The sequence below is a fragment of the Thalassobaculum sp. genome, from assembly GCF_965223715.1.
GTDB lineage: Bacteria > Pseudomonadota > Alphaproteobacteria > Thalassobaculales > Thalassobaculaceae > Thalassobaculum.
The window spans coordinates 1,815,802-1,830,588 of sequence record NZ_OZ245012.1 but is presented as its reverse complement, the minus strand read 5'-3'; the positions used below and the strand labels follow the sequence as shown (position 1 = coordinate 1,830,588).

The window sequence follows — 14,787 nt, the reverse complement described above, 5'->3', positions numbered from 1 at the left end:
GATGGCCCTTCTGAAAGAACAGGACTACGGCACGCCCGCCAAGGAAGGCGCTCCGGTCACCCTCACCATCGACGGCGTCGAGGTCACCGTGCCCGAGGGCACGTCGATCATGCGCGCCGCCTCGCAGATCGACCGGCCGATCCCGAAGCTCTGCGCCACCGACAGCCTGGGCCCCTGGGGTTCCTGCCGGATGTGTCTGGTGGAAGTGGAAGGGGTGAAGGGCACGCCCGCCTCCTGCACCACCCCGGTGCGCGCCGGCATGGTCGTCACCACCCAGAACGACCGCCTGGCGAAGATCCGCAAGGGGGTGATGGAGCTCTACATCTCCGACCACCCGCTGGACTGCCTGACCTGCTCGGCGAACGGCGACTGCGAGCTTCAGGACATGGCCGGCGTGGTCGGCCTGCGCGAGGTGCGCTACGGCATGGACGGAGCGAACCACTTCGCCGCCGAGAGTCGCAAGCCGGTCGATACCTCCAACCCGTATTTCCAGTTCGACCCGGCCAAATGCATCGTCTGCTCGCGCTGCGTGCGGGCCTGCGAGGAAGTGCAGGGCACCTTCGCGCTGACCATCGACGGCCGTGGCTTTGCCTCCATGGTGTCAGCCGGGACCCAGATCGACGATTTCTTCTCGTCGGAATGCGTGTCCTGCGGCGCCTGCGTCCAGGCCTGCCCGACCGCCACGCTGATGGAAGCCTCGGTGGTGGAGAAGGGCGTGCCGACCCGCTCGGTGGAGACCACCTGCGCCTATTGCGGCGTGGGCTGCTCCTTCAAGGCGGAGCTGCAGGGCGACAAGGTCGCGCGCATGGTGCCGCAGAAGTCCGGCGGAGCCAACGAGGGCCATTCCTGCGTGAAGGGCCGCTTCGCCTGGGGCTACGCCACGCATAAGGACCGGGTGACCACCCCGATGGTGCGCGACAAGATCACCGATCCCTGGCGCGCGGTCTCCTGGGACGAGGCGATCTCCTTCGCCGCCGACCGGTTCAAGAAGATCCAGGCCGACCATGGCAAAGGCGCGATCGGCGGCATCACCTCGTCGCGCTGCACCAACGAGGAGGTCTATGTCGTCCAGAAGATGATCCGGGCCGCCTTCGGCAACAACAACGTCGATACCTGCGCGCGGGTCTGCCACTCGCCGACCGGTTACGGGCTGAAGACCACCTTCGGCACCTCGGCCGGTACCCAGAACTTCAAGTCGGTGGAGAAGGCGGACGTCATTCTGCTGATCGGCGCCAACCCGACCGACGGCCACCCGGTCTTCGCCTCGCGCATGAAGAAGCGGCTGCGCGAGGGCGCGCAGATCATCGTCCTCGACCCGCGCCGCATCGATCTGGTGAAGTCGCCGCACATCAAGGCGGCCCATCACGTCCAGCTCCGTCCCGGCACCAATGTGGCGGTGATGAACGCGCTGGCCCACACCATCGTCACCGAGGGGCTGGTGGACGAAAGGTTCGTCGCCGAACGCTGCGAGGGCGAGGATTTCGAGCGCTGGCGCGCCTTCGTCGCCGAGGAGCGCAACTCGCCGGAAGCCCTGGCCGAGCGGATCGGCGTGGAGCCGGAGACCCTGAGGGCCGCCGCCCGGCTGTTCGCCACCGCCGGCAACGGCGCGATCTATTACGGCCTGGGGGTGACCGAGCACAGCCAGGGCTCGACCATGGTCATGGCCATGGCCAACCTCGCCATGGCGACCGGCAATATCGGCCGCGAGGGCGTGGGCGTGAACCCGCTGCGCGGCCAGAACAACGTGCAGGGCTCCTGCGACATGGGCAGTTTCCCGCACGAGTTCCCGGGCTACCGCCACGTCTCCGACGACGCCACCCGCGCGCTGTTCGAGAAGGCCTGGGGCCGGCCGCTGCTGGCCGAGCCGGGGCTGCGCATCCCGAACATGCTGGCCGCCGCCATCGACGGCACCTATCGCGGCATCTTCGTCCAGGGCGAGGACATCGCCCAGTCCGACCCGAACACGGTGCATGTGACGGCGGCCCTGGAGGCCATGGATTGCGTCGTCGTGCAGGACCTGTTCCTCAACGAGACCGCCGGCTATGCCCATGTCTTCCTGCCGGGCACCTCGTTCCTGGAGAAGGACGGCACCTTCACCAATGCCGAGCGCCGCATCAACCGGGTGCGCCCGGTGATGAAGGAGGCGACCGGCCTGAGCGAATGGGAGGCGGTCTGCCGTCTCGCCAACGCCATGGGCTACGAGGGTATGGGCTACGCCTCCGCGGCGGAGATCATGGATGAGATCGCGTCCCTGACCCCGACCTTCGCCGGTGTCAGCCATGCCCGTCTCGACAGTGGCGTCTCGCTGCAATGGCCGGTGAACGAGGCCGCACCGGACGGCACGCCGACCATGCACAAGACCGGCTTCGTGCGCGGCAAGGGCCGGTTCATGGTGACGGAATACGTCGCCACCGACGAGCGGACCAACCGCCACTTCCCGCTGATCCTCACCACCGGCCGGATCCTCAGCCAGTACAATGTCGGTGCCCAGACACGGCGGACCGAGAACGGCCGCTGGCATCCGGAGGACATTCTGGAGATCCACCCGCACGACGCCGAGGAGCGGGGGATCGGCGAGGGCGACATGGTCAGTGTCGGCTCGCGCATCGGCGCTACCGCCCTGCGCGCGACCATCACCGACCGCGTGCCCCAGGGCGTGGTCTACACCACCTTCCACCACCCGGTGAGCGGCGCCAATGTCATCACCACGGAGTATTCCGACTGGGCCACCAACTGCCCGGAATACAAGGTAACGGCGGTGCAGGTGACCAAGTCGAACCAGCCTTCCGACTGGCAGGAGCACTTCCGCGACGTGCACGAGCGCCAGTTCGTGGTGGCGGCGGAATGACCGGGGCCGAGTGATGGAGATCCGGCGCCTCGACGGCACCGCGAGCGAGGTCTCGCCCGAAGTCACCGGTACCCTGGTAACCGGCGGCGACGCGCGGGTGCAGGCCTGGCAGGTGCCCGAGGAGACGCCGGTCGCAGTCCTTGTCAACGGCGACAGCTTTGCCGTGATGATGGCAACCCCGGCCGATCTGGAGGATTTCGCCGTCGGCTTCGCGCTCACCGAGGGGATCGTGCCGTCGGTCGCCAAGATCGAGAGCCTGCGGATCGGCCAGGCGGGGGACGGCTATCTGCTGAACCTGCGGGTCGCCGACCGTTATGCCGACGCTGCCCAGGACCGCAAACGCTCCATCGCCGGCCGGTCGGGCTGCGGCATCTGCGGCGCCCAGACCATCGAGGCCGCCGTCCCGCGGCCGCCCCGGGTGCGGGGCCGCACGCCGGAGGCCGGAGCCCTGACCCGCGCCTATGATGCCCTGCGCGATGCCCAGGTGATGAACCGGTCGAACCACTCCACCCACGCCGCCGCGTTCTGCCGGGCGGACGGGACCATCGAGCGGGTGCGCGAGGATATCGGCCGGCACAACGCGCTGGACAAGCTGATCGGTTCGCTCGCCCGTGACGGGCTGGACGCGCGCGACGGTTTCATCCTGATCTCGAGCCGGATCAGCGTGGAGCTGGTGCAGAAGGCGGCGGTCGCCGGCGCGCCGTTCCTGGCCGCGGTCTCTGCCCCCAGCAAGCTGGCGATCGACGTGGCCGGGCGCTGCGGCATGGGCCTCGCCAGCCTCGCGGCCAACGGGATCATGGTCTTCGAGGCCGGACAGAACTCACGCACGGAGAAGGTGGCATGAAGCGCCAGGACATCATCCGCATGGCGAACCAGATCGCCGACTTCCACCGGCCCTATCCGCGGGACGAGGCGGTCGCCGGTGTCGCTCAGCACATCATCGATTTCTGGGACCCGCGCATGCGCGCCGACCTCGCCGCCCAGCTTGCCGAGGACGAGACGGGGTTCAACGAGCTCGCCCTGGCGGGAGCGAAGAGGGTCGTCCACCAGCAGGCCGCCCACGCCTGACCGGGGGACTAGCCGCGCTTGAGGCGGGATTCGTCGAGCAGCCGGCCCAATGTGTCGTCCAGGTCGCGGCCGGAGCGGGCGATGATGTCCAGATACTCGCGGGCCCGCTGGGGGTCGGCGTCGTAGACCCCGCTGCGGAGCGCCTCTGAGAACCCGATCACGGCGTTCAGCGGCGTGCGGATCTCGTGGCTGACCTGGGCGGAGAACATGTCCGTCGCCTGCCGCACGTCGGCACGCAGCAGCCGATAGCGCATCAGGTCCATCACCGTGTCGGCCATGTCCTGCAGGGCCGCGATCTGGTCGTCGGTGAAGTGCCGGGGCTTGGTGTCGATGGCACAGAGCGAGCCCAGCGCGAACCCGTCCTCGGTGACCAGCGGCACCCCGGCATAGGCTCGGATATAGGGCTCGCCGGTGACCAGTCGGTTGTCCTTGAAACGGGTATCCTCCAGCGCGTCCTCCACCACCAGAGGCGAGCGCTGCAGGATGGTGTGTGAGCAGAAGGCCATGTCGCGCGGTGTGTCGCTGATGCTCAGGCCGCACACGGACTTGAACCACTGCCGGTCGCCATCGACCAGAGACACCGCCGCGATCGGCGTCTGCAGGACCCGGGCAGCCGTTCGTGATATACGGTCGAAGCTTTCTTCAGGCGGCGTGTCCAGGATCTGGAACCAGATGAGTTGGGCGAGCCGATCGTTTTCGTTACTGGGGAGGGGGACGCTCAACATGCCTGTCATACCTACTTGCTACGCGCCGACCCGGCGGCCGGAGACCGGCTGGGGCGTCTGCGGATGTCTCAGTCCTATAGCATCGGCATCTTATCAATTTGCGGATAAATTTTATTAACTTTGAGGGAGTTTCCTGGAAATGAGAATTCTGAGCCACCTCAAGAGGATAGCGGAACGGCTCGGCATCGCCGGTGTCGCATTTCTTGCCCTCGCCGTCGCGTCCTGTGCGACACCGGAGACCGGGCCGACGGTGCTGAACGCCCCGGAGATCCGCCAGACCGTCACCGGGAATGCCCTGACCCGTTGCGGCAGCCAGCTGCTTGGCCAGTGGCGCTATACCGGCCGGCATATGCGCGACGGCACCATGGAGGCGGTCGTCCTGGCCGGGGCTCGGCGCGAGGACGCCGCCGGCATCTGGCGGGTCACCGATGAGGGCCTGTACTGCCGGACATGGAACAACGGCTGGGCGCAGGGACAGGAAGGGTGCTTCCGGGTCATCCGCAGCGGCCAGTCGCTGATCTTCGACCATGTCAGCGGTGCCGCCGGCGAGGCCACCCGCTACACCTATCGGCTGGGGGAAGCCTGCCCGTAGACGGCAGGGTAGGAGGGGCGGTCTACGCCCCCCAGGTCCGCGGCTCGCCGCAGTCGATATGCAGGAAATTGGACCGGGAATAGAGGCCGACGCCGCCCCGGTTCATGGCGATCGCCGCCTTGGCGAGGGTGCTGACCCGGATGCCCGGAACGCGGATGTCCAGCGCCATGCCCTGCATGTGCAGGCTGCGCTTGGCCACGCCCGAGCTGCTGGCCCGCAGCGCCTCGTTGGTCTTGGGCGACCGGTAGCCGCAGACGATGCCGATCCGCTGGGTAATGCCCAGGCGGAACGACAGGTCGTGCAGGTAGTCCAGCACCCGGGTGTCGATCGCATGGACCGTCCCGTCGCGGTGGTCGCGCAGGCAGTAATTGATCTTGCGCAGGGCCTCGGCGTCGTAGCGGCCGTTGCGGAAATAGGTGACGTCGAGCCGCTCGTCGGTGTGCAGATGCTCGATCTTCAGCTTGCGGGTGTCGTGGGCCGCAACGATCGCCGAGCGGGCCGGCGTGCCGCCGGTCATCAGCAGCGCCAAAGCACCCAGGGCCGCGCGCCGCGAAACCCGGCGTCGGGGCGAGGAAGCGAAGTGTTCCGTCATGTCCGATGGTCTCCGAGGCGCCGTGGCGCGAGAGACCCTCTTTCCATCGGTTTGCGGCGCCGCGCAAGCCTTTTCATCGCCGTCAAATCAAGCCCAGCGCCTTCTCCAGCAGGGCGTCGCGCCCATAGATGTCGTCGCGGAACTCCACGGTTCCGCCTTCGCCGATCCAGGCGGTCAGGTAGGTCAGGTGGACCGGCACCGGGGTCTTCAGGTTGACCCGGGTGGTCTTCTTGCTGTCGAGGATCCTGCGGACCTGTCCCGGGTCCTGTCCATCGGCGGCCAGCATCACTTCGGCCAGGGTGATCGGCTTCTGCAGCCGGATGCAGCCGGAGCTGAAGTTGCGCACCGACTTGGCGAACAGCTCCCGTGCCGGGGTGTCGTGCAGATAGACGTCGAACTGGTTCGGGAACATGAACTTCACCTGGCCGAGCGCGTTCTTCTCGCCGGGGGCCTGGCGCAGGCGGTAGGGAAACCGGCCCTTGGGGATCGCCGCCCAGTCGACGGAGGCGGGGTCGACGCGCGGCGCGTCGTTCTGGTAGCCGGCGAACAGTTCGTAGCCGCCCGCCGAGAGGTAGGACGGGTCCTTCTTGATCTTCGGCAGCAGATCCTGTGCGGCGATCTTCGCCGGCACGCTCCAGGTCGGGTTGAACTCCATGTAGCGGATCTGGTCGCTGAAGATCGGCGTCTCGCGGTAGGGGCGGCCGACGATCACCCGCATGGCCAGCCGGGTGACCCCGCCGACCACATAATCGAGCTCAAACCCGGCCATGTTGACGAAGACATGGTCGTCGCCGAACTCGTCCGGCATCCAGCGGAACCGCTCCATGTTCAGCACGATCTGTCGGATGCGGTCCTGCACCGGCACATTCATCGCGGCCACCGTCTTCGCCCCGACCGCGCCGTCGGAATCGAGCCCGTGGCGCCGCTGGAACTGGCGCACCGCACTCTCCAGCGCCGGATCATAGAGGTCGGTGGCACCGGATACCGGGGTCAGGTCCGCGGTGGAGGAGAGGCGGCGGCGCACTTCCGATACCCTGGGGTCGGTCATCCCGGGCTTCAGGGTCGGGCCCTCCGACACCGGATGCCAGCCGCCGGTGCGGGCGAGCGTCCGGTAGTCGAGCAGCAGCCGGCGCAGGCGGCGGTAGACCGGGTTGGCCGGCGCCAGATCCGCCATCGCCTTGGCTGTCTCCGGGGCGGCGTGCACCGCCTCCAGCAGGGCGAGACCGTCGACCTCCCGCGGGAAGACGTAGAGGGCGGGGTCCGCCTTCTTCGGCGCGACCCGACCGGCCTGCAGGTCGGTCAGGTAGCGCAGCAGGGTCAGGCTGACCGCATGGTCGAGCGCCGTCGGCGAGTCGGTGGCCGGGAGCCTGTAGTCGGCCGCGCGCAGGCCCTGGCGCTCCGCCCGCTCCAGCACCCGCACCACGGCCGCTCCCTTGGCGTTGAGGGTGGGCGTCTCGGTCTCCTCGACCCAGGCATATCGGTCGGTCCGCGCGGCGTGGAAGCTCTCCACCGCCGCGGCCGTCTCGGCGGTCGGGGCGATTGTCTGGGCGTCGGCCCGGGCCGACAGTCCGGCGATCAGAATAAGAGCGGCCAGGGCGGTGCGCAGGGCGGTTCTGGCGTGGGTTTGGCCGGTCATTCAGGGCTCCCGCGGTCCAAATGTCTCGAATGCCTATGGTTCCCTATAAGACTGTGTCGTCAAAGGGAAGATTGACAGGCCTACCCCCCGACCTTAGCGTCCGGCCATCAATCGCATGTGGTGTCTCGGCCCAGGAGGTGGGCCGGGATGAAACGGGAAGCCGGTCAGACGCCGGCACTGCCCCCGCAACGGTAGGCGAGGTTGATCCGCCGCAGAACGCCACTGTGCCGCATTGGCATGGGAAGGCGCGGCAGGGTCCGGCCCCTTCAGGGTCCGTCCTCGCGAGTCCGGAGACCGGCCACGGCGTGAAACCTCGATATCGCGGGGCGCGATGATCGGGTTCGGCCGCCGCACCCGTGCCCGGTCGTCCCCTTGATCCGATCCGTCGATGTCGCTTTGCAACGCCGCGCGGGTGTGCGTCGGACGAGGAGGATGGAATGATTTTCGAGAACCGCCTGATTACGGGCCGGCGCCTGCGGGGCGCTGCCCTGGTCGCCGCCCTGGTGACCGCCAGCGCGCTGCCGGCCCAGGCCCAGCAGGTCGCGGCAGGCGAGCGGGCCGCCGTCACCACCTCCGACGAGGTGATCGTCACCGCGTCGCGCATAGCCGAGACCGCCGACGAGACCCTGGCGCCGGTCAGCGTCATCACCCGCGACGAGATCGAGCGCCGGCAGATCCGCTCAGTGCCGGACGCCCTGCGCCGGGTCCCTGGCCTGACCCTGACCAACAACGGCGGTATCGGCAAGGCGACCTCGGTCTTCCTGCGCGGCACCGAGAGCGACCACGTGCTGGTGCTGATCAACGGGGTGAAGGTCGGCTCCGCCACGCTCGGCACCTTCAACTTCGAGAGCCTGTCGATCGACGACGTGGAGCGGATCGAGGTCGTGCGCGGCCCGCGCTCCCATCTCTACGGGTCGGAGGCGCTGGGCGGCATCATCCAGATCTTCACCCGCAAGCCGACGGAGACCACCCACGCCCATGCCAGCGTCGGCTACGGCACCGACGACACCGTGGAAGGGACCGCCGGCTTCTCCGGCCGTGCCTCGGGCGTCGGCTTCTCGGCCAGCACAAACTACATCCGCACCGACGGCTTCAACTCCTGTGGCGACGGCACGACCGTCCCGATGGGCGGATGCTTCGCCAACCAGCCGGACAAGGACGGCTTCGAGCGCAGCACGGTGACGGGTGCGCTCGATTACGCTTTCTCAAATGGAATCAAAGTGGAAGCGACCGGTCTTTATGCGACGAGCGAGAACGAGTACGACGGCTCGACATCCAACGAGTCGGAGTCGGTGAACTATGTGCTCGGCGCCCGGGCCCTGGCGTCGCCGACCGACTTCTGGGACGTGACCGCCTCTGTCGGCCATACGGTCGACGATGCCGACAACTTCCTCGACGGAACTTACGAATCGACTTTCAAAACAGAGCGTAACTCTCTGTCATTGCAGAATGACTTATACATTCTCGACAATCAGGTGACGACCCTGGGCGCCGACTTCCAGCGCGATCTGGTCAGCGGTTCGACCAGCTATGTGGAGGACAGCCGCGACAATACCGGCGTCTTCGCCCAGCACCGGGCGGAGTTCGGCCGTCACACCGTCCAGCTCAGCGGCCGGGTCGACGAGAACGAGCAGTTCGGCGGCTACCTGACCGGCGGCGCGGCCTATGGCTACCGGATCACCGACAACCTGCGCGCCACCGCCTCCTACGGCACCGCGTTCAAGGCGCCGTCCTTCAACGAGCTGTACTATCCGGGCTTCGGCAACGAGGACCTGGACCCCGAGCAGTCGGAGACCGCCGAGATCGGCCTCGCTGCGACGGTCGGCGGTTTCGAGCTGGGCGCCAATCTGTTCCATACCGAGATCGACGACCTGATCTCTTATGACAGCACGATCTTCGCCCCGGCCAATGTGGACAAGGCGCGGATCACCGGTTTGGAGCTGACCGCTTCGGGCGAGGTCGCCGGCTTCCTGGTGTCCGCCGCGGCCACCTTCCTCGATCCGGTGAACGCTTCGGGCGGTGCCAATGACGGCAACCTGCTGCCCCGCCGGGCTGAGCAGGTCTACACCCTGTCGGTGGACCGGGAGCTCGGCGGTCTCGGCCTCGGTCTCGGCGAGTTCGCGGTGGGCGGCGACGTGCATCACGAGAGCGAGCGCTACGACAACCTGGCCAACACCACCAAGCTCGACGCCTATACCACCCTCGACCTGCGGGCGAGCTGGGATGCGACGGAGAATTGGGGCGTGGGCGTCAAGCTCTCCAACGTGTTCGACGAGGACTACAAGACCGCGTCCTACTACAACCAGCAGGGCCGGGCGTTCTTCCTGCGCCTGACCTACCGGCGCTAGCCCATGCGGCGGATTGCGCTCGCCCTGGCGGCCGGCCTGGTCTGGGCCGGACCCGCTATGTCGGCGCCCTCCGCCCCCGCCGTCGTATCGATCGACTACTGCGCCGACCAGTATGTGCTCGCCCTGGCGGATCGTGGGCAAATCCACGGCGTGTCGCCCCGCGCCCGCCAGGCCTTCTCCTATCATCGGGAGCGGGCCGCCGGCGTGCCGGTGGTGGAGCCGGTGGCCGAGGCCATTCTCGCCGCAGCACCCGAACTGGTCGTGCGCTTCTGGGGCGGGAACCAGCGCCTGGTATCCATGCTGGAGCGCACCGGTGTCGATACGGTGAACATCGTCTACGGCCACCATCGCGAGACGATCTTCGCCAACCTGACCAAGGTCGCCGCCGCTCTCGGACGGGCGGAGGCGGCCGACCTCCTGATCGCCGACCAGGGCGCCCGCATCGCCGCCCTGGAAGCCAAGCCCCGGCTCGACCTGCGCGCCCTCTACCTGACACCCAGCGGCACCACCGGCGGTACCGGCACCGACATTGACGCGATGATCCGGCTGGCCGGGATGGAGAACATGGCGGCCGAGCTGGGCTATCATGGCTGGCGCACGGTCTCTCTGGAGGAACTGGTGATGAACCCGCCCGATGTCTTCATCGGCAGCTTCTTCGACGACCGCGACGTGGCCCGCTCCTCCTGGTCGCCCGCTCGCCACCCGCGCCTGGCCAGGATCATGGGCGAGGTGCGCACGGTGCCGGTTCCCGGACGCTTCCTGTCCTGCAGCGGGCTGTTCTCGGTCGACGCCGCCGAATATCTCCGCGCCACCCTGGACGGCACCGGATGAGCGCAGCGGTGGAGGTCGGCGACCGGGTTCTGCTGCCGGTGCTGGGTATCGTGTTGCTCGCAGCGGCGCTGGTCTCCCTGTGCATCGGGGCTGCCCCGTTGTCGCCCTCCGAGGTGCTGTCGGCGCTGCTGGGCGGAGGCAGTGAGGTCGAGCGGATCATCGTCTTCGAGCTGCGTCTGCCGCGGGTGGCGCTGGGGATACTGCTGGGCGCCGTGCTGGGCTTTTCGGGCGCGGCGCTGCAGGGCCTGCTGCGCAACCCGCTGGCCGACCCGGGCGTGATCGGAGTGACCGCGGCGGCGGGGTTCGGCGCGGTGGTGGCGATCGGCTTCGGCCTGGCCACGATCTCGGTGCTGATGGTGCCGATGGCGGCGATCGCCGGGGCGGCGGTAGCGACCGTGCTGCTGTTCGCCGTCGCGGCGCGCAACGACAGCATGCTGGTGCTGATCCTGACCGGTATCGGCATCTCCAGCCTGGCGACGGCGCTGACCTCGCTCGCCTTCAACCTGGCGCCCGATCCGATCACCCTGCGCGACATGATCCTGTGGCTGCTCGGCTCGCTGGAGAACCGCACCACCACCGACCTCGCCATCGCCGCACCCTTCGTCCTGGTCGGCTGGGCCGCCATGGCGACCATCGGGCGCGGCCTCGACGCGCTCAGCCTGGGGGAGGAGACGACCCGGTCGCTCGGCATCGACGTTTCCCATCTCCGCTGGCGGGTGGTGCTGGGTGTGTCGGCCTCGGTCGGGGCCATGGTCGCGGTCTGTGGGGCCGTCGGCTTCGTCGGCCTGGTGGTGCCGCACATGGTGCGGCCCTTCGTTGGGTACCGGCCCGGCCGGGTGCTTGTGGCGAGCGCGTTTGGCGGCGCGGTCCTGATCACCCTTGCCGACCTGCTGACCCGCATCCCCACCGGCGGCGAGCGCCTCCAGCTCGGCGTGGTCACCGCGCTCATCGGCGCGCCGGTCTTCATCTGGATCGTCCAGCGCTCGTGGATGGCGAGCCGATGACCGGCGGTATGAAGAACGGGCGGGCCCTCATGCTCCAGGGCACCGGCTCCGACGTGGGCAAGTCGGTGCTGACCGCCGGCCTGTGCCGGGCCTTCGTGCGCCGCGGGCTGACCGTGCGGCCGTTCAAGCCGCAGAACATGTCGAACAATGCCGCCGTGGCCGAGGATGCCGAGGGTGGCGGGGGAGAGATCGGCCGGGCCCAATGGCTCCAGGCCCTGGCCTGCGGTGTGGCGCCCAGCGTTCACATGAACCCGGTGCTGCTGAAACCGAACAGCGATACCGGCTCTCAGGTCGTCCTTCGCGGCCGGGCCTTGGAGGTGGCGGAGGCGCGGCAATACTGGGGCACGCGCGGATCGCTGCTCGCCCCGGTCATCGAGAGTTTCCAGATCCTGAAATCCCAGGCCGATATCGTCGTGGTGGAGGGTGCGGGCAGTGCGGCCGAGGCCAACCTGCGCCAGGGCGACATCGCGAACATGGGCTTCGCCGTGCCGACGCGGACCCCGGTGGTGCTGGTCGGCGACATCAACCGGGGCGGGGTGATCGCCGCCCTGGTCGGGACCCAGGCGGTGCTGGACGCGGCCGACCGGGAGATGGTGGCCGGCTTCATCGTGAACCTGTTCCGCGGCGACCCGCGCCTGTTCGACGACGGGCTCGCCATGATCACCGAGCGCACCGGCTGGCGCAGCTTCGGCGTCGTTCCGTTCCTGCCGCAGATCAAAGCGCTGCCGGCCGAGGACGCGGTGGTGCTGGAGCAGGGCCGGGCCGGGGAGGACGGGCGCATCGTCGTCGCCGTGCCGATGGTCGCCCGCATCGCCAATTTCGACGACCTCGACCCGCTGCGGGCCGACCCGGCCTTCGACGTGCGGTTCTGCCCGCCGGGCACGCCGCTGCCGGGCGATGCCGCCCTGGTGGTGCTGCCGGGCACGAAATCGACACTGTCGGACCTGCGCTTCTTGAAGGCTCAGGGCTGGGACATCGACATCCACGCCCATGTCCGCCGCGGCGGCCGAGTGCTTGGCCTGTGCGGCGGCTATCAGATGCTCGGCACCCGGGTCGCCGATCCCGACGGTATCGAGGGACCGGCGGGGGAGGAGGCCGGGCTCGGCCTGCTCGACGTCGAGACGGTGATCGAGCCGGCCAAGACCGTGCGCAACGCGGTCTGCCGCAGCACCCTGCTCGATGCCGAGGCCACCGGTTACGAGATCCATGCCGGCCGCACCACCGGACCGGGACTCTCCCGCACCTTCCTGGAGCGCGACGGCGAGACGGTCGGGATCGTGTCGTCTGACGGGCTGGTGGTCGGCACCTATCTACACGGCATGCTCGGCGACGACGCCTTTCGAGCGAGATACCTGCAGTTCGCCGGCCTCTCCGGCACGCCGGGCCTGGTCTTCGCCGATCAGGTGGAGGCGGCCCTGGATGCTCTGGCCGTCGCGCTGGAGGAGCATCTGGACGTGGATGCCCTGCTGGAGGTTGCCCGGTGAGTGCGCTGGTGGTGGCGGGCGCGATGGTGCTGGACGCGGTCACCGGCGACCCGAGGAAACTCTACGCCCGTGTGCCGCACCCGGTGACCCTGATGGCCCGCAGCCTGATGCTGCTTGAAGGCCGCCTGAACCGGTCCGAGGACGCCGACGGGCCGCGCCGCACGATGGGGGTGATCAGCCTCGCCGTCTATGTCGGCGGCTGGACCGCGCTGGCCGTCGTCCTGGCGCGGCTGCTCGACGGACCGATGGGGACGCTGCTGCTGATCGTGCTGGCCTCCACCCTGCTGGCCGGGCGCGACCTGCTCGACCATGTGGGGGCGGTCGCCAAGGCGCTGGACACCTCGGAGGATCTGACCGAGGCCCGCGCGGCGGTCGCCCGCATCGTCGGCCGCGAGACGGCGTTGCTCGACCGTCCCGCCATCGCCCGGGCCGCAATCGAAAGCCTGTCGGAAAACCTGTCCGACGGCTTCGTCGCCCCGGTCTTCTGGTTCGCCGTCGCTGGCTTTCCGGGCCTGGTGGCCTACAAGGCGATCAACACCGCCGACAGCCTGATCGGCTACCGCAGCGACCGCTACCGCGCCTTCGGCTGGGCGGCGGCCCGGCTGGACGACCTGGCCAACTGGGTTCCCGCCCGCATCACCGCCACCCTGCTGGCCCTGGCCGCGGCGAAGGAGGGCAAGGCACACGAAGCCTGGTCCACCGCCCGCCGAGACGCGCATCTGCACCTGTCGCCCAATGCCGGCTGGCCCGAGGCCGCCATGGCCGGGGCGCTGGGCATCCGCCTAGGCGGGCCGCGCCGCTACGGCACCGATCAGGTCGACGGTGCCTGGTTCGGCGACGGCCGAGAGGATGCCGACACCGCCGATCTGTCCCGCGCCCTGCAGCTCGCCCGCCGGGTCTGGATCGGCCTGATCGCCGGCGCCCTGGCCATCGCGCTGATTTCCGACTGACACGGGAGGATACCATGACTGATATCGACTCGACCGACCGGGCCGAAGCCCACCGCGCCGAGATGAAGCGGGTTCAGGCGGAGCACCGTGCCCGGATGAAGACCAAACAGAAGGCGGAGCGCGGCCTGCTCGCCGTCCATACCGGTGACGGCAAGGGCAAGTCGACCGCCGCCTTCGGCACCATCATCCGGGCGCTGGGCTGGGGCCGCAGCGTCGGCGTGGTGCAGTTCATCAAGGGCACCTGGAAGACCGGCGAGAACGAGTTCTTCAAGCGCTTCCCCGACCTGCTGACCTTCAAGCGGATGGGTGACGGCTTCACCTGGGATACCCAGGACCGGGAGCAGGACATCCGCGCGGCCAGGGCCGCCTGGGATGAGGCCCAGCAGATGTTCACCGGTGGCGACTACGATCTGGTGGTGCTGGACGAGCTGAACATCGCCCTGCGCTACGAGTACCTCGACGCCGGCGAGGTGGTGGAGGCGTTGGCCGGACGGCATCCGCGCACCACGGTCATCGTCACCGGCCGCGACGCGCCGGCCGCCCTGATCGAGTCGGCCGATCTGGTGACCGAGATGACGAAAGTGAAGCATCCCTTCGACGCCGGCATAAAGGCAGCCTCCGGGTTCGATTACTGACGGCTGCCGGGCGGCGGGTTTGCAACTTCAGAGACTTGGGCGCAGACTTTTCGTCGGCTGGCTCGCCTGACGTC

General features: G+C 68.7%; 13 protein-coding genes and 1 riboswitch. Of the genes, 10 read left to right on the top strand and 3 right to left on the bottom strand.

Translation table 11 applies throughout. From position 1 onward, the window contains the following. Window position 1: 1 nt before the first annotated feature. From fdhF to ACOQOP_RS08440, 3 genes are read left to right on the top strand one after another with little or no spacing between them, the layout of a single operon-like run. A complete protein-coding gene (gene fdhF / locus ACOQOP_RS08450; protein WP_420565883.1) occupies window positions 2–2,848 on the top strand; it encodes a formate dehydrogenase subunit alpha in 2,847 nt (948 codons plus the stop codon). A 13-nt stretch (window positions 2,849–2,861) separates the two neighbouring features. Further along, entirely contained in the window at window positions 2,862–3,692 is an 831-nt protein-coding gene (gene fdhD, locus ACOQOP_RS08445; RefSeq protein WP_420565882.1) for a formate dehydrogenase accessory sulfurtransferase FdhD, read from the top strand. Then, window positions 3,689–3,916 carry a formate dehydrogenase subunit delta gene (locus tag ACOQOP_RS08440; RefSeq protein ID WP_420565881.1) on the top strand — a complete coding sequence of 76 codons (228 nt, stop codon included), beginning with the start codon at window positions 3,689–3,691 and terminating at the stop codon, window positions 3,914–3,916. Before fdhD ends, ACOQOP_RS08440 begins: the two co-directional genes overlap by 4 nt. Before the next feature lie 8 nt (window positions 3,917–3,924). On the opposite strand, the gene ACOQOP_RS08435 is transcribed toward ACOQOP_RS08440, so the two are convergent. Further along, window positions 3,925–4,641: a GAF domain-containing protein gene (locus tag ACOQOP_RS08435; RefSeq protein ID WP_420565880.1), complete on the bottom strand. Its 717-nt coding sequence runs from the start codon at window positions 4,639–4,641 to the stop codon at window positions 3,925–3,927. 139 nt (window positions 4,642–4,780) lie between these two features. On the opposite strand from ACOQOP_RS08435, the gene ACOQOP_RS08430 reads away from it, so the two are divergent. Further along, window positions 4,781–5,233 (top strand): hypothetical protein, encoded by a 453-nt coding sequence (locus tag ACOQOP_RS08430; protein WP_420565879.1) that lies wholly within the window; start codon window positions 4,781–4,783, stop codon window positions 5,231–5,233. 22 nt (window positions 5,234–5,255) lie between these two features. On the opposite strand, the gene ACOQOP_RS08425 is transcribed toward ACOQOP_RS08430, so the two are convergent. After that, a complete protein-coding gene (locus ACOQOP_RS08425; protein ID WP_420565878.1) occupies window positions 5,256–5,825 on the bottom strand; it encodes a DUF882 domain-containing protein in 570 nt (189 codons plus the stop codon). An 82-nt stretch (window positions 5,826–5,907) separates the two neighbouring features. Continuing rightward, entirely contained in the window at window positions 5,908–7,461 is a 1,554-nt protein-coding gene (locus ACOQOP_RS08420; RefSeq protein ID WP_420565877.1) for a L,D-transpeptidase family protein, read from the bottom strand. Between the two features lie 101 nt (window positions 7,462–7,562). Beyond that, window positions 7,563–7,779: riboswitch (cobalamin riboswitch) on the top strand. Window positions 7,780–7,898: 119 nt separating this feature from the next. On the opposite strand from ACOQOP_RS08420, the gene ACOQOP_RS08415 reads away from it, so the two are divergent. Genes ACOQOP_RS08415 through cobO form a run of 6 tightly spaced genes read left to right on the top strand, consistent with a single transcriptional unit; the run spans window position 7,899 to window position 14,713 of the window. Continuing rightward, the gene (locus ACOQOP_RS08415; protein WP_420565876.1) at window positions 7,899–9,809 is read left to right on the top strand and encodes a TonB-dependent receptor domain-containing protein; all 1,911 of its coding nucleotides are present in this window, start codon (window positions 7,899–7,901) and stop codon (window positions 9,807–9,809) included. Between the two features lie 3 nt (window positions 9,810–9,812). Continuing rightward, entirely contained in the window at window positions 9,813–10,640 is an 828-nt protein-coding gene (locus tag ACOQOP_RS08410; protein WP_420565875.1) for an ABC transporter substrate-binding protein, read from the top strand. Further along, window positions 10,637–11,644: a FecCD family ABC transporter permease gene (locus ACOQOP_RS08405; RefSeq protein ID WP_420565874.1), complete on the top strand. Its 1,008-nt coding sequence runs from the start codon at window positions 10,637–10,639 to the stop codon at window positions 11,642–11,644. The genes ACOQOP_RS08410 and ACOQOP_RS08405 overlap by 4 nt, the downstream gene beginning before the upstream one ends. Then, window positions 11,641–13,128: a cobyric acid synthase gene (locus ACOQOP_RS08400; protein ID WP_420565873.1), complete on the top strand. Its 1,488-nt coding sequence runs from the start codon at window positions 11,641–11,643 to the stop codon at window positions 13,126–13,128. The genes ACOQOP_RS08405 and ACOQOP_RS08400 overlap by 4 nt, the downstream gene beginning before the upstream one ends. Then, window positions 13,125–14,078: an adenosylcobinamide-phosphate synthase CbiB gene (gene cbiB / locus ACOQOP_RS08395; RefSeq protein WP_420565872.1), complete on the top strand. Its 954-nt coding sequence runs from the start codon at window positions 13,125–13,127 to the stop codon at window positions 14,076–14,078. The genes ACOQOP_RS08400 and cbiB overlap by 4 nt, the downstream gene beginning before the upstream one ends. A 14-nt stretch (window positions 14,079–14,092) precedes the next feature. After that, window positions 14,093–14,713, top strand: coding sequence for a cob(I)yrinic acid a,c-diamide adenosyltransferase (cobO, locus tag ACOQOP_RS08390; protein ID WP_420565871.1), 621 nt, complete (start codon window positions 14,093–14,095; stop codon window positions 14,711–14,713). Window positions 14,714–14,787: the final 74 nt, after the last annotated feature.